The sequence below is a fragment of the Paenibacillus sp. GCM10023250 genome (assembly GCF_042653205.1).
In the GTDB taxonomy this organism is placed as follows: domain Bacteria; phylum Bacillota; class Bacilli; order Paenibacillales; family Paenibacillaceae; genus Paenibacillus_Z.
Genome location: NZ_JBHSHY010000001.1, coordinates 106,880 through 124,421 on the forward strand (window position 1 = coordinate 106,880; position 17,542 = coordinate 124,421).

12 protein-coding genes are annotated in these 17,542 nt (G+C 67.4%); 11 read left to right on the forward strand and 1 reads right to left on the reverse strand.

Translation table 11 applies throughout. The features are described from left to right. Positions 1-55: 55 nt before the first annotated feature. The 8 genes from ACFPB1_RS00485 (at position 56) to ACFPB1_RS00520 (ending at position 11,353) form a co-directional block, all read left to right on the forward strand. Positions 56-1,234 (forward strand): homogentisate 1,2-dioxygenase, encoded by a 1,179-nt coding sequence (locus ACFPB1_RS00485; protein ID WP_379220698.1) that lies wholly within the window; start codon positions 56-58, stop codon positions 1,232-1,234. A gap of 28 nt (positions 1,235-1,262) precedes the next feature. Continuing rightward, positions 1,263-3,290, forward strand: coding sequence for an AMP-binding protein (locus ACFPB1_RS00490; RefSeq protein ID WP_379220700.1), 2,028 nt, complete (start codon positions 1,263-1,265; stop codon positions 3,288-3,290). A 220-nt stretch (positions 3,291-3,510) separates the two neighbouring features. After that, complete coding sequence (locus tag ACFPB1_RS00495; RefSeq protein WP_379220702.1) at positions 3,511-4,470, forward strand: hypothetical protein; 960 nt, start codon at positions 3,511-3,513, stop codon at positions 4,468-4,470. A 4-nt stretch (positions 4,471-4,474) separates the two neighbouring features. Next, a complete protein-coding gene (gene fahA / locus ACFPB1_RS00500; RefSeq protein ID WP_379220704.1) occupies positions 4,475-5,743 on the forward strand; it encodes a fumarylacetoacetase in 1,269 nt (422 codons plus the stop codon). Positions 5,744-5,777: 34 nt separating this feature from the next. Continuing rightward, positions 5,778-7,493, forward strand: coding sequence for an aromatic amino acid hydroxylase (locus tag ACFPB1_RS00505; protein ID WP_379220706.1), 1,716 nt, complete (start codon positions 5,778-5,780; stop codon positions 7,491-7,493). A gap of 255 nt (positions 7,494-7,748) precedes the next feature. Next, the gene (locus ACFPB1_RS00510; protein WP_379220708.1) at positions 7,749-8,552 is read left to right on the forward strand and encodes an SDR family NAD(P)-dependent oxidoreductase; all 804 of its coding nucleotides are present in this window, start codon (positions 7,749-7,751) and stop codon (positions 8,550-8,552) included. A gap of 36 nt (positions 8,553-8,588) precedes the next feature. Beyond that, complete coding sequence (locus ACFPB1_RS00515) at positions 8,589-10,586, forward strand: YjhG/YagF family D-xylonate dehydratase (RefSeq protein WP_379220710.1); 1,998 nt, start codon at positions 8,589-8,591, stop codon at positions 10,584-10,586. Next, positions 10,583-11,353 (forward strand): SDR family NAD(P)-dependent oxidoreductase, encoded by a 771-nt coding sequence (locus ACFPB1_RS00520; RefSeq protein WP_379220713.1) that lies wholly within the window; start codon positions 10,583-10,585, stop codon positions 11,351-11,353. Before ACFPB1_RS00515 ends, ACFPB1_RS00520 begins: the two co-directional genes overlap by 4 nt. A gap of 81 nt (positions 11,354-11,434) precedes the next feature. On the opposite strand, the gene ACFPB1_RS00525 is transcribed toward ACFPB1_RS00520, so the two are convergent. Continuing rightward, entirely contained in the window at positions 11,435-11,635 is a 201-nt protein-coding gene (locus tag ACFPB1_RS00525; protein WP_379220715.1) for a hypothetical protein, read from the reverse strand. 471 nt (positions 11,636-12,106) lie between these two features. Here ACFPB1_RS00525 and ACFPB1_RS00530 point away from each other — a divergent pair, with 471 nt between their 5' ends. From ACFPB1_RS00530 to ACFPB1_RS00540, 3 genes are all read left to right on the forward strand, one after another. Then, positions 12,107-12,247 carry a hypothetical protein gene (locus tag ACFPB1_RS00530; protein WP_379220717.1) on the forward strand — a complete coding sequence of 47 codons (141 nt, stop codon included), beginning with the start codon at positions 12,107-12,109 and terminating at the stop codon, positions 12,245-12,247. 313 nt (positions 12,248-12,560) lie between these two features. Further along, positions 12,561-14,567, forward strand: coding sequence for a copper amine oxidase N-terminal domain-containing protein (locus tag ACFPB1_RS00535; protein ID WP_379220720.1), 2,007 nt, complete (start codon positions 12,561-12,563; stop codon positions 14,565-14,567). A 520-nt stretch (positions 14,568-15,087) separates the two neighbouring features. Then, positions 15,088-17,436, forward strand: coding sequence for a cellulase family glycosylhydrolase (locus ACFPB1_RS00540; RefSeq protein ID WP_379220722.1), 2,349 nt, complete (start codon positions 15,088-15,090; stop codon positions 17,434-17,436). The last annotated feature ends 106 nt before the right edge of the window (positions 17,437-17,542 follow it).

The window sequence follows — 17,542 nt, forward strand, 5'->3', positions numbered from 1 at the left end:
GTGTCCGGCGCGGTCCGGCGGGCGCGGAGGTGTAGACGAAAGCGCGGGGGAGAGGATGGGCATGCCGTTCTATCATCGGATGGGGACCGTGCCGCCGAAGCGGCACACGCAGTTTCGCCGGCCCGACGGCGCCTTGTACCGCGAACAGGTCATGGGGACGAAGGGCTTCTCGGGCATCCAGTCGATCTTGTATCATCACGACGCACCGACGGAGGTCGCGGAGGCGGCGCTGCTCGGCGAGCGCGCGCCGCGTTACGAGGCGGCCGGCGCGCTGCGGCACCGGCACTTCCGCACCGCGGGCCTGACCACGGGCGGGGACGCCGTCGAAGGCAGGCGGTACCTGCTCGGCAACGAAGACATGCGGATCGCCGTCGTCTCGCCGACGGAAGCGATGGCGTACCATTACCGGAACGGCGACGGCGACGAGCTGCTGTTCGTCCGCGAAGGCAAAGGCGCGGTGGAGACGATGTTCGGCACGCTGCGCTACAGGCCGGGCGATTACATCGTGCTGCCGGTCGGCACGATCTATCGGGTCGTGCCGGACGCACGCGCCGGCACGCGGATGCTCGTCGTGGAGACGAACGGCAGCATCGCGCCGCCGAAGCGCTACCGCAACGAGCACGGGCAGCTGCTGGAGCACAGCCCGTACTGCGAGCGGGACATCCGCGTGCCGGACAGATTGGAAACGTTTACGGACGAAGGCGAATTCGAGGTTCGCCTCGGGAAGGACGGGCGGCTGCACGCCCACGTCTACGCCCGCCATCCGTTCAACGTCGTCGGCTGGGACGGCTACCTGTACCCGTGGATCCTGAATATCGGCGACTTCGAGCCGATTACGGGCCGCATTCATCAGCCGCCGCCGGTTCACCAGACGTTCGAGGGCGACGGCTTCGTCGTCTGCTCGTTCTGCCCGCGGCTGTACGATTACCACCCGGAGGCGATTCCCGCGCCGTACGCCCACAGCAACGTCGACAGCGACGAGGTGCTCTATTACGTCCGAGGCCATTTCGGCAGCCGCAAGGGGATCGAGGAAGGCTCCCTGACGCTGCATCCGGCGGGAATCCCGCACGGGCCGCATCCCGGCAAGGCGGAGGCCAGCATCGGCAAGAAGGAGACGACCGAGCTCGCGGTCATGATCGACACGTTCCGGCCGCTGCGGGTCGCGGAGCAGGCGAGGGACATCGAGGACGGGGGCTACGCCCGCAGCTGGCTGACGCCCCCGCCGCAGCCATGAGCTCCGCTCGGGAAAGGAGGCCGCGCGCATGGGGCAAACGCCCGTCTGGTTCCCGACCCAAGCCGAGGCGGAGCAAACGCGTCTCTACCAGCTGATGCGGAGGCTGGGCTTCGCCGACTACGATGCCTTCCACAAGCGCTCGGTCGACGACGTCGCCTGGTTCTGGGAGGCGGCCGTCCGGGACATGGGGATCGTCTGGACGCGCGATTACGACCGGGTCGTCGATCTCGCGCCCGGTATCGCGCGCCCGTCCTGGTTCGTCGGCGGCCGGCTCAATATCGCGCGCAGCGCGCTCGATCGCTGGCTCGCCGATCCCGCCGCGGCCGCCAGTCCTGCGCTCATCTGGGAAGGGGAGGACGGAGCGACCCGGCGCTTGACCTATGCCGAGCTGGCGGAGCAGACGGACCTGGCGGCCGAAGGATTTCGCAGGCTCGGCGTCGCGGCAGGCTACCGCGCGGCCGTCTACATGCCGATGCTCCCGGAAACCGTCGTCGCCCTGCTCGCGCTCGCCAAGCTCGGCGCCGTCGCCGTGCCGGTTTACTCCGGCTACCGCGCCGACGCCGCGGCGAAGCGCCTCGCGGGGGCGGGCTGCACGCTGATCGTCACCGCGGACGGGTTCTACCGCCATGGCAAGGCCGTGCTCCTGAAGCCGGAGGCCGACGCGGCGGCGGATGCCGCGGGCTGCGCGTCCCGCACGATCGTCGTCCGCCGGCTGGGCGCGGCGGTCCCTTGGCGGCCGGAACGGGACGTGGATTGGGCGGCGCTGACGGACGGCGGAGGCGGTTCGCGGGCGGCGGCCGAAGCCGTGCCGATGGACAGCGGCGACCCGCTCATGCTGCTGTATACGTCCGGGACGACGGGCGCGCCGAAGGGCATCGTCCATACGCATAGCGGCTTTCCGCTGAAAGCGGCGTTCGATGCCGGCTACGCCATGGACGTGAAGCCCGGGGACGTCATGCTGTGGATCACGGACATGGGCTGGATGATGGGGCCGTTCCTCCTCTACGGCACGCTGCTGAACGGCGCCGCGATGGTGCTCTACGAGGGAGCGCCGAACCATCCCGGGCCCGGCCGGCTGTTCGGGCTGGCCGCCCGCCACGGCGTCACGCACCTCGGCCTCTCGCCGACGCTCGTCCGGAGCCTGATGCCGCATGGCGACGCCTGCTTCCGCGGCTACGACCTCTCCGCGCTGCGGGTGATCGGCTCCACGGGCGAGCCGTGGAATCCGGAGCCGTGGCTGTGGCTGTTCCGTGCGGCTGGCAGCGGGAGGATACCGATCGTCAATTATTCGGGCGGGACGGAAATCTCCGGCGGCATCCTCGGCAACGTCCTGCTGAAGCCGATCTCGCCCGCGGGGTTCAACGCGGCGCTGCCGGGCATGGACGCGGACGTGTTCACGGAAGCGGGCGCGCCGGCGCGCGGCGAGGTCGGCGAGCTGGTGCTCCGGCGGCCGTGGGTCGGCATGGCCGCCGGTTTCTGGGGCGAGCCGCGCCGCTACGAGGAGACGTACTGGTCCCGGTGGCCGGACATTTGGGTGCACGGCGATTGGGCGCGGCTGGACGCGGACGGCTATTGGGCGATTACGGGCCGCTCGGACGACACGCTGAACGTCGCGGGCAAGCGGCTCGGCCCCGCGGAGATGGAGTCGGCGCTCGTCGCGCATCCGCGCGTCGCGGAGGCGGCCGTCGTCGGCGTGCCCGACGAAGCGAAGGGAGAGGCCGCCGTCTGCTTCGCCGTGGCGGCCGGACCGGCGCCGGACGCGGCGGAGGCGCCGCAGCTCGAGGCGGCGCTGGCGGCCTGGGTCGCGGACCGGCTCGGCAAGGCGTTCAAGCCGAAGGCGGTCCATCTCGTCGGCGCGCTGCCCCGGACGCGCAACGCCAAGGTCATGCGCCGCGTCGTCCGCGCCGCTTACCTGGGGCAGAATCCGGGCGATCTGTCGGCGCTGGAAAATCCCGAGGCCGCGGAGGCGATCCGCCGGCTGGGCGCCGGGACGAGTGCCGGGCCGGGCACCGAGGAAGAGCCGGGCGGGGGGGAATCCGGAGAATGGCGGGGCTGACCGGGCATCGTACGCATGCGGCCGGCAGCGGCGGCATCGCCGCGAAACCGGCCTGCATTCGAGACAACGGGAGGCGGTAAACGCCGCGAAATCGGCCCGCAGGCGAGACAACGGGAGACGGTAAACGCCGCGAAATCGGCCCGCAGGCGAGACAACGGGAGACGGTAAACGCCGCGCAACCGGCCGCAGATGAGCCATACCGAAAGGAGGCGCAAACCCTATGCGAACCGGCACGAAAGCGTTCATGGCCTCGCTGATCGACTACGCGGGCTTGTACCCGCCGGCGGCGCTGCCGCTGGGAACGGCCATGCGGAACTATTCCCGCTATCAGCGCGACCAGGACGGCTGGATGCTCGGCAGCTTCGTCGTCCCGGCCGCGCGGCTCGGCGAGCTGCTGCCGTTCAAGCCGCTGTTCGCGGCGGAGCGGCCGCTCCGGCTGACGGTCATCGCGGCGCGCGCCAGCAGCGGCGAAGACTGCCTGCCGCTGCTGCGGGAAAACCTGGCGCGCATCGCCGCTTTCCGCCGGCGGTTCGCGGAGGCAGCCGCGGTCGCGGCGGTAGAGCTGCCGCTGCCCCCGCCGCCGTTCCCGCCCGGCTTGTTCCAGGCGCTCGAGGAGACGGCCGCCGACGCCGGCTTGCGGCTGTTCTGCGAGCCGGCGCAGCCGCTCGACGCGCGCTGGGAGGCCGCCATGCTCGTGGCGCTGGACGCCATCGCGGCCGCCGGCACGGGCACGCGCGGCGGGCCGGGCCTCGGCGCCAAGCTGCGGACCGGCGGCGTGACGGCGGCCGCGATTCCCTCGCCGGGCCAGGTCGCGCTCGTCCTGGAAGCGTGCCGGGACCGGGCGCTTCCGCTGAAGTGCACCGCCGGCCTGCATCATCCCGTCCGCATGCACCGCGAGGAAGTGAACGCGGGGATGCACGGCTACCTGAACGTGTTCTTCGCCGGCATGCTCGCCTATGCCCGCCGGCTCGGGCGGCCGGAGATCGAGGCCATCCTCGAAGACGAGGACCCGGCGAGCTTCGGCTTCGCGGACGTCGGGCTGCGCTGGCGGGACCGCATCGCGTCGGTCGCCGATATCCGGGCGTGCCGCGAGCGCGGCCTCGTCGCCTTCGGCAGCTGCAGCTTCGACGAGCCGGTCGGCGAGCTGCGGGCGCACGGACTACTGGAGCAGAGGAGCTGAGCCGATGAAGCGTTCCTTCGTTCGCGTGGATCCGGACTCTCATTTCCCGATCCAGAATTTGCCCTACGGCGTGTTCCGCCCGCGCGGCGGAGGGGCGGCGCGGGTCGGCGTCGCGATCGGCAGCGAGGTGCTCGACCTGGACGCGCTCGACCGGGCGGGCTGCTTCGCGCACACCGCCGCCTCCGGCCGCGGCGTCTTCGCGCAGCCGTCGTTGAACCGCTTCCTTGCGCTCGGCCGCCCGGCGTGGCGGCAAGTGCGCGAGACCGTCGCGCGCTTGCTGGACGCGGACGAACCGGCGCTGCGGGACAACGGCGCGCTGCGCCAGGCGGCGCTGCGCCCGCAGCGCGAGGTCGAGCTGCTGCTGCCCGCCGAGATCGGCGATTATACGGATTTTTATGCCTCGCGGGCGCATGCCGAGCATGTCGGGACACTATTTCGAGGCAAGGACAACGCCCTCATGCCGAATTGGCTGCATCTGCCGGTCGGCTATCACGGCCGGGCGAGCTCCGTCGTCGCCGGCGGGACGGACGTGCGCCGCCCGAACGGTCAGCTGAAGCCGCCGGACGCGGACGCGCCCCGCTTCGGCCCGAGCCGCCAGCTGGATTTTGAGCTGGAGGCGGGGTGGCTGATCGGCGCAGGGAACGAGCAGGGACGGCCGATCGCGGTCGCGAACGCCGAGGACCATCTCTTCGGGCTTGCGCTCGTGAATGATTGGAGCGCGCGGGACATCCAGGCGTGGGAATACCAGCCGCTCGGGCCGTTCCTCGGCAAGAGCTTCGCCACATCCGTCTCGCCTTGGGTGGTGCCGCTCGAGGCTCTAGAGCCGTTCCGCGTTCCGGCCGGCAGACAGGACCCGGCGCCGCTGCCGTACCTGCGAAGCCCGGCGCCGACAACGTTCGACATCCGGCTCGAGGCGTACCTGCAGGCCGGCGCCATGGCACGGCCGGAGCGGATCGCATCGACCAACTACCGCGAGCTGTACTGGACGATCGCGCAGCAGATCGCGCATCATACGTCCGGCGGCTGCAATTTGCGCCCCGGCGACTTGCTCGCCTCGGGCACGATCAGCGGCGCGGCGAAGGACGCGCGCGGCTGCATGCTCGAGCTGACATGGCGCGGCGCGGAGCCGCTGCGGCTCGGCGGGGACGAGACGCGCGCGTGGCTCGAGGACGGCGACCTCGTCGTCCTGACCGGCTGGTGCCAGGGCGACGGCTACCGCGTCGGCTTCGGCGAGCTCGCGGGACGGATTTTGCCCGCGCTTCCTTACCCCTGACCGGCGGACGCATCCAGAAGAGGGAGGAAACGACATGACGAATATTCCGCCGCACCTGGCCCCCTACGTCGCAGAGCAGCGGTACGACCGGTACACGCCGGTCGATCATGCCGTCTGGCGGTATGTCATGCGCCAGAATCGCCGCGCCTTGCGCGGGAAGGCGCACGAGGCGTACGTGAACGGGCTGGTGCTCTCCGGCATCGGCACCGAGCGCATCCCCCGCGTGTCGGAGATGAACGAATGCCTCGCGCGGATCGGCTGGGGCGCGGCGATCGTGAACGGCCTGATCCCGGGCGCCGTCTTCTACGAATTGCTGGCGTCGGGGATTCTTCCGATCGCGGCCGAGATCCGCAAGCTGGCGAACATCGACTACACGCCCGCGCCGGACATTCTTCACGAGGCGGCAGGGCATGCCCCGATCCTGTTCGACCCGGAATACCGCGCCTACGTGCAGGAAATCGGAGCGATCGGTGCCAAGGCGTTCTCCTCGCCGGCCAAAGGCGCCGCGTTCGAAGCGCTGCGGCGGCTGACGATCGTCATGGAGGACCCGGCGTCGACGGAGCGGGAGCGGGAGGCGGCCAAGCGGGACGCGGAGGAGAAGCAGCGCACGGCTGCCGAAATGACGGAAGCGGAGAAGGTGTCCCGGATGTTCTGGGCTACGGTAGAATACGGCTTGGTTGGCGACCTCGCGGATCCCAAGATTTACGGCGCCGGCCTGCTGTCGTCCGTCGCCGAGAGCCGGCACTGCTTCACGGACGCCGTCGCGAAGCTGCCGTATTCCGTCGAAGCGTGCTTGGCAAGCCCGAAAATCGTTACCGAAATGCAGTCGAAGCTGTTCGTTTGCAAAAATTTCGACGAATTGAAGGAAGGCGCGCGGTCTTTGGCGAATACGATGGCATTCCGGGTTGGGGGCACGGCGAGCCTGGAGACGGCGATAAGGTCCGCCGGCACCGCCACGTTCGAATTCAATTCCGGTCTCGCGGTGACGGGCGTCGTCGCGTCGATCGTCAAGGACGCGGACGGGGAAGCGGTCTACGTGAACACCGCCGGCGCGACGGCGCTGTCCGCGCGCGGCCGGCAGCTGCCGGGACACGGCCGGGAGCGGCATTCGCGCGGTTTCGGCACGCCGATCGGCCGGCTGCGCGGGAACGTCGCGCTGGAAGATTGCGGCGGCGATGCGCTGGCGGAGCTCGGCATCGCGGAAGGACGCGAAGCGCAGCTGGCATTCGAGAGCGGCGTAAACGTAAGCGGCCGCGTCGCGGGCATCCTGCGCGACGATCGGCACGTGCTGCTGATCTCCTTGGAGGCCTGTACCGTGACGCTCGGCGCCCGCGAGCTGTTCCGTCCCGAATGGGGCACGTACGATATGGCGGCCGGCTCGCGCATCGCGTCCGCCTATCCCGGCGCCGCGGATCCGGCCGCCTACTTCGGCGCGCCGCCGGCGCGGACTGCGGCCGCGGACGAAGCGCCGCCGCCGACCGAATTGGAAGCGCTCTACGGAACGGTCGCGCGCCTTCGCCGGAAGGGCCGGCGGGGCGGCGCCCGCGCGGAAGCGCTGCGGGAGGTTCATCGCAGCCTGGACCGCGCCTACCCCCGGGATTGGCTGCTCCGTCTGGAGCTGCTGGAGCTCGCCGCGTCCGCCCCCGAACTCCGCGATATGGAAGCAAGCCTTCGCGCGCAATTGGACGCGCTCGCGAGGGACGCTTCCGTCGCGAACCTCATCCGCAACGGCCTCGCCGTCCTGGCCTGACCCGCCGCTGCGGCGCATGTTCGTCCCCGGACGGGCATACCTATCGAAGGAGGGCCGCCCGAACGGTCCGGCTGCGCGCCCGTCGCGCGCCAGTCCAATGGGCGCGCCGTCCGGCCTGGCCGGACAAGCCTCGGCGAAGCGGATAGCCGCCGCCGCGGCCGCCCGCCGCCTCGCAAGCCACGTAAGCCATGCAAACCGCGCAACGCACGCAAGCATCCGCAGCCGCATCCCCGGAATACGCGGGGCGGAACCATTATGACAGTGGGAGTGATCGCCATGCAAACGATGGGATTGCAAGGAAAGAACGCGCTTGTTACCGGTTCGAGCCGAGGGCTCGGCAAGCAGTACGCATTGGATTTGGCCCGCGCCGGGGCCAACGTGATCGTGCACGACGTCCGGGACAGCTCGGCGGCGGAATTCAACGAGGCGCCGTCCGGCCATGCGGTGGCCCAAGAGCTGCGCGCGCTCGGCGTGCGCTCGGCCTTCATCGCCGCCGACCTGGCCGACCCGGCTCAGGCGGAGCGGCTCGTGAACGAAGCGATCCGGGAGCTCGGCTCGCTCGACATCGTCGTTAATAACGCCGGGGGCGATATCGGATTCAGCACGCCCCGCCCGGACCCGAACGACGCCATCGACATTTCCGTGGAAGACATCCGCTCGGTCGTCGAACGGAACTTGCTGTCCGCGATGTACGTCTGCAAATTCGCCGGCGCGCACATGCGGGAACGCCGCTCGGGCAAAATCGTCAACGTCGGCTCGGTCGCGGGCCACGTGCCGGTCACGGCCGGGCTGATCTACGCCGCCGCCAAGACCGGCGTCTCGTCGTACACGCGAAGCCTCGCGGAGCAGCTGCGCCCGTACGACGTCAACGTGAACTGCATCTCGCCGGCGCCGACCTTCACCGGCCGCTTCCTCGCGACGCGGACCGTGCGGAGTGAAGAAGGAAAGTCCCGGCTGCAGCGCATCGCCCAGCCGGAGGACATGTCGAACATTGTGCTTTTCCTGTGCGGAAGCGCTTCCGACGCCCTGACCGGCGAGACGCTCGTGTGCTGGAAATAACGAACCCGACATCACCGAGAGCGAGGGAAGACGACGATGAATCAAGCACTACGCACTATTATGGGGCCGGAAGCGCCCGGCCTGTATGACATCCATACCCACGCCGCCGGACCGGAAGGCAGGCTGCCGCTGACGGCGGACATGCTGACGGAGCTGCCTTCCGGGGACTTGTTTGGCCTCAGCCAGAACGTCGGCATGGGCTGGAAGCCGGACCGGCTGCTGGGCAAGCAATTTCTGATCTTAAGCACGCAGGGCGGCATTCGGGCCGAAGACGGCACTCCGGTTGCGCTCGGCTTCCATACCGGTCACTGGGAGGTCGGGCTGCTCGCGCGGGAAGCGGCGCGCGAGATCGCCGCGCTCGGCGGCGTGCCGTTCGCGGCCGCCGTCAGCGACCCGTGCGACGGTCGTTCGCAAGGGACGACGGGAATGTTCGATTCGCTGCCGTACCGCAACGACGCGGCGATCGTCTTCCGGCGCCTCATCCGGTCGCTGCCCACCCGCAAGGGCGTTATCGGCATCGGCACCTGCGACAAAGGATTGCCCGCCATGATGATCGCGCTCGCAGGCATGCGCGACCTGCCGACGATCGTCGTCCCGGGCGGCGTGACGCTGCCGCCGACGGACGGCGAGGACGCGGCCAAAATCCAGACGATCGGGGCGCGGTACGCGCACGGCCAGCTCACGCTCGAGGAGGCGGCCGATCTGGGCTGCCGCGCCTGCGCGACGCCGGGCGGGGGCTGCCAATTCCTCGGGACGGCGGCATCGGCCCAGGTCGTGGCGGAGGCGCTCGGCATGACGCTGCCGCACGCGGCGCTGGCGCCATCCGGCCAGCCGGTCTGGCTCGAGCTCGCGCGGCAGTCGGCCCGGGCGATGCGGCGGATGGCGGACGATGGGACGACGACGCGGGACATCGTCACGGACGCCGCCCTGGAGAACGCGATGGCGGTCCACGCGGCGTTCGGCGGTTCGACGAATCTGCTGCTGCACATCCCGGCGGTCGCGCACGCGGCCGGCTTGCGCATTCCCGACGTCGGGGACTGGACCCGCGTGAACAAGGCGGTGCCGCGGCTCGTCAGCGTGCTGCCGAACGGTCCGGAATACCATCCGACGGTGCGCGTGTTCCTGGCCGGCGGGGTACCCGAGGTCATGCTTCATCTGCGCAAGTTCGGGCTGCTGCGCCTGGACGCGCGGACCGTCTCCGGCGAGACGCTCGGCGACGTCCTCGATTGGTGGCAGGATTCCGAACGGCGCCATGAAGTGCGCAAGCGGCTGCTGGCCGTCGACGGCATCGATCCGGACCGGGTCATCCTGCCGCCGGCGCAGGCGGCTGCGCGGGGGCTCACGTCCACGGTCGCGTTCCCGGTCGGCAATCTGGCACCGGAAGGCTCCGTGATCAAGTCGACGGCGATCGATCCCGACGTGGTCGGCGCCGACGGCGTCTACCGCCACGTCGGACAGGCCAAGGTGTTCACGTCCGAGAAGGCGGCGGTGAAGGCGATCAAGGACGGCGGCATCCGGGAGGGCGACATCCTCGTGCTGATCGGCAGAGGCCCGTCGGGCACCGGCATGGAGGAGACGTACCAGCTGACCTCCGCGCTGAAGCATCTGCCGTTCGGCAAGCGCGTGACGCTGATCACGGACGCGCGCTTCTCGGGCGTCTCCACCGGCGCCTGCATCGGCCACGTCGGGCCCGAAGCGCTGGCCGGCGGCCCGATCGGCAGATTGCGCGACGGCGACTGGATCGACGTGCGGATCGACCGGAACGCGCTCGAGGGCAGCCTCGACTTCGTCGGCGAAGGCGAGACGCGCTTCGCGCCGGAAGCCGGAGCGGCGATCCTGGCCGCGCGCCCGCCGCATCCGGAGCTGGCCGCGGACCCGGCGCTGCCGGACGACACCCGGCTGTGGGCGGCGCTGCAAGCCGCGAGCGGCGGCACGTGGCGCGGAAGCATCTACGACGTCGACCGGATTATCGAGACGCTGCAGGCGGGGATGGCCGCGCTGGCAAGCGGCAAGGAGAGGGGAACGGAAGCATGAGGAAACGGCTGGAAGGCAAAGTGATCGTCGTGACCGGCGGGACGCGGGGCATCGGCAAAGGCATCGCGCTGATGTGCGCGGCCGAGGGCGCCCGCGTGGCCGTGAGCGGCCGCAACGAACAGGAAGGGAGCGACGTCGTGCGGCGGATTGCCGAGAACGGCGGCCCCGAAGCGAAGTTCATCGCGAAGGATATCAGCAGCGAGCAGGGGTGCCGGGAGCTGATGGAGGAGGCGGCTGCGCATTTCGGGCGGATCGACGGGCTGGTCAACAACGCCGGCGTCTTCCCCCGGGGGAGCGTGCTCGACACCACGGAGGAGCTGTTCGATTTTATTTTCGACGTCAACATCAAAGGCGCGTTCTTTTGCTCGCAGTACGCGATGAAGGAGATGCTGAAGACCGGCGGCGGCTCCATCGTGCAGATCGGCTCGACGAACGGCTTCAAGGGGGCGAAGGAGCTGGCGGCATACGCTTGCTCGAAAGGCGCCCTGCGGACGCTGAACCGGAATATTGCGGCCCACTACGCCAGGGATGGCATCCGCTCCAACTGGGTGACCGTGGGCTGGGTGCCGTCCGAAGGGGAAGTGGAGCTGCACGGGAAGAACGGACTGCAGGTAGAGGACCTGCACGAGATGGCGGCGGCCCGCATCCCGGCCGGCCGGATGCAGACCCCGGAGGATATGGCCTACGGCGTCGTCTATCTGCTGTCGGACGAATCGAGCCAGGTCACGGGCACGGAGCTGGCCATCAACGGCGGGCTGGGCTTATAGCTGCGCTCCTCGAATTGCACCGTGAATAAAACGCGAAATAACCGCCCGCGGAAACGCGGGCGGTCTTCGGTATGGCGGCGATTAGCGGGCGATCAGCCAAATGACCAATATCCAAAACGGCATGACGGCCAGCGCACCGTTGAACAGGCCGAACTTGAAATTAGTTGCGTCTTCCTTCATGTCGGATTCGGCAGCGGCCGGTGCCGCGGACACGGATTCGTGCATCTTCATGCCTACGCGCAGCAGCGCGGCGTCGGCGGTATCACGTTGCATCCCGTTCATCAATAACCCTTCTCTCCTGGATCCTTTGCATGACCATCGTCATGCAAGCTAGTCGTTATAGTTAATATCGGCTGAGATGATATAGGAATGAAGACCTTAGTTTAACTTTTTTTTCTTGATAGCAGGTCTTCCAATCGACGACGAAAGACCTTTCGTGTTTGGCGGAATCTTGGTTCTAACGACGCAGTCTATGTCCCGGTCGCGAAGCGGCGTTCTTTCTTTTCTTTAAGAGCGCCGGCGCCGCATTTACTCGTAAGCGCTGTCATTGGCTTCGGCAGATGTCCGTTCCTTTGTAATTTATGATACGCCGCGGCGTTCGATTCGGTGTGTAGCGCTGGCCGCGGGCAAATAATCCAAAGGCGGCATCGCGCCGTTCGATGCGTCCGGCGCACCGCCCCGCTGTACATTTCGCGGATGAGCCCGTACAATCACGATGAACCGTATTATCCGACGCAGAGGAGGGAACCGGACATGCGATCCGAGGACCAGGTCAAAGCGAAATTGCATCAGCTGAAGCAGCTCCAGCAAGCCGCCGATTCCGATGCCGTCCGCATTCAAATCGAAATGCTGGAATGGGTGCTCAATCAGCCGACCGGCAGCTACCACGAATAACCGCCGGCCCGCGAACAGGCCGCCGAATCATCGGCGGCCTGTTCGGCCGTTCGGAGCCGCGCAAGCAACATTTGGCAGGCGGATTCCGTCAAGGTAGCGTCGGGGCGGGCCGAAACGAGGCCAAGCACGCGCCGTTACCTCGTTCGTACCGCATCGTTTGCGCGCGAAAATGTGTCCAAAGGATGAAAGAGTTCCATATTTTCGCAACATTTACATACCATGTGCGTCAAACATGAGGAAGCAGTCGCTTGGACTGCCCGGACGGGACGCGGACGCGTTCGACACAGAAGAGAGAGAGAAAGGAAGACGTGGCATGAAATCGTTGAAGTGGTTATTAGCGGCATCATTCTTGATCACATCTTATTCAAGCGCGGGGTTGACCGGAGCGAGCGCGGAGGGCTTGGCACCAGAGCAGCCGCCTGCCGCTACCGACCGGCTGGATCTGACGATGGGCAGCGCGAAAATGCTCCATAACGGCGCCGTCTATCAATCGGCGCAGCCCGTGGCCAGCATCGCCGGCAGGACGTTTCTGCCGTTCAGCTCCATCGCGGCCCGCTACGGCTACAAAATTTCGTACGACGCGAAGAAGAAGGAGTCGACCGCCGAGAACGACCGGCACAAGCTGGTCTTCAAGATCGGCAGCGCCGTCGCTTACCGGGATGGCGTCGAGACGAAGCTGACCGGCGCGCCGTACATCTCGAACGGCTATTTGATGGTTCCGCTCCGCTCCTGGGGCGAAATGGCGGACAGCACGATCGCGGTCGTCGGCAAGACGATCACGCTGAAATGGTCGTCCGTCGTCGCGCCGGCGAAGCCGACGGCCGCCTTCGAGGTGCAGCCCGCCGAGATCTACGCAGGCCAAACGCTGGTGACGTACGTGGACCGCGCGACGAACGCGACGGGCCTTCCGTTCGTGGACGAACGATGGACCGGCCGGTTGGACGTCTTTCCTCAGCCCGGAACGTACGTCGTCACGCGGGAAGTCGAGGACAGCAACGGCGTCTGGAGCGATCCGTATTCCGTCACCGTCACGGTCAAAGCGCCGAACCTGCCGCCGGTCGCGGATTTTACCACGGATAAGCCGACATACCGGATCGGCGAGAACGTCTCGTATATCGACCTTAGCACCGACGACGAGAACGCCATCGCCAAGAGCACCTTCACGGGCAACGACAAGGCGTTCTTCGAGCCCGGCGAGAAGTCCGTTACGCTGACCGTCGAGGATAGTCACGGCCTGACGTCGACTGTCACGAAGACGGTCACCATCACGAACGAGGTGTTGTATACGAAGGACGAATACGACCGGCTGTTCACGCCGATCGGCGATATCTACGCCGTCGACGGCGCCGCGGTGCTCAATTATCCGGCGTACAAATATTCCATCGTGAACGAAGCCGCCCAGATGGTCCGCAGCAACAGCCCGGAGACGCTCGTCCAGGAAGGCATCGCGTACCACGCCCAGATGACGGGCAACGTCCGGTTTATGTTCCATAACGTCAACAATATCGGGTATCCGGTCTCCGTGCATCTGCTCGCGACGAATCTCGGCAGCGCCCCGGCCACGTTCAACAAGAGCGCCATGGGCATGGGCGGCCCGACATTGTCGCCTGAGCTCGCCGGCAAGCTGTCCACGTCCCGGTACTTGACCGCACTGACGGCCAAACCGGCGCCGATCGCGACGACGATCGCCCCGGGCGAGACGAAGGAAGTGCTGCCCGAAATCGCCAAGGTGCCGCTGAAGGCCGGCGAGTCGCTCAGTTCGTACGCGGACGTCTACTCCGATAAAGAGCTGCTGTACAACATCGTCGTGGTCGCCGCGGGCAAGAATCCGGTCGCGGAGCTGAATAACCTGACGGTCATGCCGCGCGACGGGATCCATACGCGGGGAACCTTCTACAGCGCCGACCGGACCATCACGGTCGACGACCGGATCGGCGACAAGCCGCAGCGCGTCATGTTCGGCGACGTCGGCAAAGACGCGTACGACACGATTCTGGACGGCATCGACGAGACGTCCGGCCAGCTGGAGTACAACCGGGGCAACTTCGGCGTCCTGTACCGCATGCATCTGTCGGATGTCGCGCCGCATACGCTGATCTCGCTGAACGCGCGGGGCGGGCTCTATACGGGCGCGTTCCTCGTCAACGGCCAGCTCGTGACCGTCGCGAACAACCAGGCGCTCCGGAGCAACGCCCAGTCATCCGTGCTCTACCGGACAGGCGACAGCGAAGAACCGGTCGACATCGTCTTTACCATCGCGTCGGGCAGCAACCTGCCGATCGCGATGACGTTCACGCCGCTTCCGCCGATCCGGCAGTAGCGCCGAACATCCTTCCGCCAGCAGCCGCCCGCCAGCATGACGCCGTTGTAACGGCGAACCGCCGGCGGGCGGTTTTTTTGCGCGTTCTTCTCCACGTCAAGCCGGACAGCTCGTTCTGCGTCCGGACGTTCCGAAGGCAGTCCAACGCTTGCGCGTCAAGCGGGTGGACTGCCTTTCGCGCGTTATTGCTCCATATCGGCGCATAAGAACCGGGCATGCGCCGTTCATTTATCGGCAGGCGACCGCATATATGGATATTGGAAGCGCATTCCAAGGGGGCAGAGAAGACATGGTTATGATGGAGAAGGGAGGAGACGCGCACACTTGTCCGATTCGAGCAGCATGAATACGCGCAAAATGTAAAGCGCTTACAACTGGAGGGGTATGCCAATGAAAAAGCGGTTCAAACAAACGCTGCGCTTTTTTCGCGGCGGCGATCGCCGTCTGCCTGGCGGCCGGTAACGCGGAGACGGCGCGGGGGGCGGGCGAGAACTTCATTACGCGGAGCGGCGACAAGCTGATGGACGGCAGCGCGGAATACCGCTTCATCGGCACGAACGCGCCGTTTCTGGAGCGGGCGTGGGCCGATCCCGCGGAGATCGAGGACGAGATCCGGGCCGCCAGCCGCTCGGGCATCGACGTCATCCGCCTCTATCCGTTCGAGGTGCGTATGAGCGGGGATCCCCCAGGCATGTTCCGGCACGTCATGGGACCGGGGTCCTATAATGAAAGTGCATTTAAATTGATCGACAAGGTTATTCAGCTCGCCAACGCGTACGGCGTCAAACTGATCGTGCCGTTCGTGGACAGCTACACGTACGTCGGCGGCACGGCCGATTGGGCGGCCTTCCGAGGGAAGCCGGCCGACGCCTTCTGGAGCGATCCCGTCATCCGGCAGGACTTCAAAAACTTCATCGCGTACGTGGTGAACCGGGTCAATACGTACACGAAGGTCCCGTACAAGGACGATAAAGCCATACTCGCCTGGCAGCTCGGCAACGAGCTGCGGTCCACGGATGCCTGGACGAGCGAAATGGCCGCCTACATCAAGAGTCTGGATCCCAATCACCTCGTCGGCGATGGCGGCTACGTGCGTGCTCAGGGCATCCGGGCGAACGCGCTAAACGACCCCAATATCGATTTTATTGATCCGCATATCTATCTATACCACAATTATGCAGATCCCATGGCCAAGCTGAACGAATGGCGCAACGCCACGAAGGGCAAGAAGCCGCTGCTGATCGGCGAATTCGGGAATTTCTCGCCCGAAGCGAACGCGCAGCTGCTGCAAACCGTCCAGTCGAACGGGACCTCCGGTGCCATGTATTGGGGCAGCATGCCCCATCACCGGATGGGCGGCTGGCATTGGCCGCCGGTCGGGGATTGGTCGTACCTGCGCTATCCCGGCTTCGCGACGGGCGACTGGGCGAACGAATCGGCCGTCTTCGGCCAGCTGCGCGCGCAGGCATACGCCATCCGCGGCGCGGCCGTGCCGCCTTGGACGGCGCCGCCCGCGCCGGTGCTGTTCCCGGCCGATTCCGCGCATACGCTGTCCTGGCTCGGGGTCTCGACCGCGTCGGCATACGACGTCGAACGCGCGGAGGCGCCGTCCGGCCCATGGTCCGTCGTCGCCGCGGACGTGACGGACGACATCACCGCGCCGAGCGACTACAATTACGCGGTGCCGCTCTACGACGACGCGTCTGCCGCCGCCGGCACCGGCTATTACTACCGGATCCGGGCGAAAAGCCCGGATGGCGCGCTGTCGCCGTATTCCAACGTCGTCGGGCCGATCAAGCCGCGCGCCGCGCTCGTACTCGACAACGCCGATGACGGCTATTCGGAGACGGGCAGCTGGGCGGACAGCACGCTCCCGGCGAGCTACGGCGGCGGCTCCCGGTACAGCAACTCGGCGGGCAGCACGGCTGCCTGGGCGCTGAACGTCGAGACGCCCGGCTATTACAACGTCTACGTTCGATACCCGTACCATCAGACCTCGTCGCAGAACGTCGCGTACGTCGTACGGCACAACGGCGTAAGCGATGCGATTCCCGCCGTTGACCAGACGACGGTCGCGAAGGGGCAGTGGCGGCTGATCGATACGGCGTACTTCGCGGCGGGGGGCGAGCAAGGCATCACGCTGACCGCCGGAACCAAGGCGGGCTCCGGCAACGTCACGCGCGCCGACGCGGTGATGCTCGAGCCGGTCGCGTACGGCGATCTCTTCCAGAGCGGCGTGCTCGCCGGCTGGTCGTCCGGCAGCGGCTCGTGGGCGCCGGCGATCGACACCGCCAAGACGCTCGTCTCGCAGACGCTTAGGCAGTCCGCGGCGGGCATCGCGGAGACGCGGGCGGAGGGGACGTTCGGCGACGCGTCCGTCACGGCCGCCATCAAAGCGTACGACCGGACGGCAGCGGACTCCTCGTCCGGCCTGATCGCCCGGGCCAGCGCGGACTTCTCCAGCTATTACACGCTGCGCCTCAACTACGGCCAGAACAAAATTCAGCTGTACAAGAAAGTGGGCGGCGTCTGGACGAAGCTCGGCGAAGCGGAAGTGCCCGCGAGCCCGGGCGCGTGGTACTTGCTGCGTCTCGAGCTCCGCGGCGGCGCGATCGCCGGTTACGTTAACGGCATCCGGAAGATCGCCGTCAGCGACGGTTCGCTGACGCAGGGCTACGCCGGGCTGCGCACCTATGAGCAGACGGCCGTCTTCGACAATTTCATCGTCGCCGCCCCGGAATCGCCGCCGGCAGGAACGATGAGCGCCGAAGCGGAGGCGAACGGGGCGCCGGCGACGGATGATCCGGCGAGCGGCGCGACACCGGAGACGGATCAGCCGGCAGCGCCCGAGACGCCGGAAAGCGCCTAAGGCCCGAAGCCCGGAAGGCGCAGGGGCGCCTTCGTCCGCGACAGCCGAAACAGAGAAACCGCGTGGCCCTGGCCGCGCGGTTTTTCTGTTTCTTTTTTACGGACTG

What these genes read in the sequence shown, in the direction of transcription:
- ACFPB1_RS00485 (WP_379220698.1), top strand. Translation starts at nt 56, where the DNA reads ATGGGCATGCCGTTCTATCATCGGATGGGGACCGTGCCGCCGAAGCGG.
- ACFPB1_RS00490 (WP_379220700.1), top strand. Translation starts at nt 1,263, where the DNA reads ATGGGGCAAACGCCCGTCTGGTTCCCGACCCAAGCCGAGGCGGAGCAA.
- ACFPB1_RS00495 (WP_379220702.1), top strand. Translation starts at nt 3,511, where the DNA reads ATGCGAACCGGCACGAAAGCGTTCATGGCCTCGCTGATCGACTACGCG.
- fahA (WP_379220704.1), top strand. Translation starts at nt 4,475, where the DNA reads ATGAAGCGTTCCTTCGTTCGCGTGGATCCGGACTCTCATTTCCCGATC.
- ACFPB1_RS00505 (WP_379220706.1), top strand. Translation starts at nt 5,778, where the DNA reads ATGACGAATATTCCGCCGCACCTGGCCCCCTACGTCGCAGAGCAGCGG.
- ACFPB1_RS00510 (WP_379220708.1), top strand. Translation starts at nt 7,749, where the DNA reads ATGACAGTGGGAGTGATCGCCATGCAAACGATGGGATTGCAAGGAAAG.
- ACFPB1_RS00515 (WP_379220710.1), top strand. Translation starts at nt 8,589, where the DNA reads ATGAATCAAGCACTACGCACTATTATGGGGCCGGAAGCGCCCGGCCTG.
- ACFPB1_RS00520 (WP_379220713.1), top strand. Translation starts at nt 10,583, where the DNA reads ATGAGGAAACGGCTGGAAGGCAAAGTGATCGTCGTGACCGGCGGGACG.
- ACFPB1_RS00525 (WP_379220715.1), bottom strand. Translation starts at nt 11,635, where the DNA reads ATGAACGGGATGCAACGTGATACCGCCGACGCCGCGCTGCTGCGCGTA.
- ACFPB1_RS00530 (WP_379220717.1), top strand. Translation starts at nt 12,107, where the DNA reads ATGCGATCCGAGGACCAGGTCAAAGCGAAATTGCATCAGCTGAAGCAG.
- ACFPB1_RS00535 (WP_379220720.1), top strand. Translation starts at nt 12,561, where the DNA reads ATGAAATCGTTGAAGTGGTTATTAGCGGCATCATTCTTGATCACATCT.
- ACFPB1_RS00540 (WP_379220722.1), top strand. Translation starts at nt 15,088, where the DNA reads ATGGACGGCAGCGCGGAATACCGCTTCATCGGCACGAACGCGCCGTTT.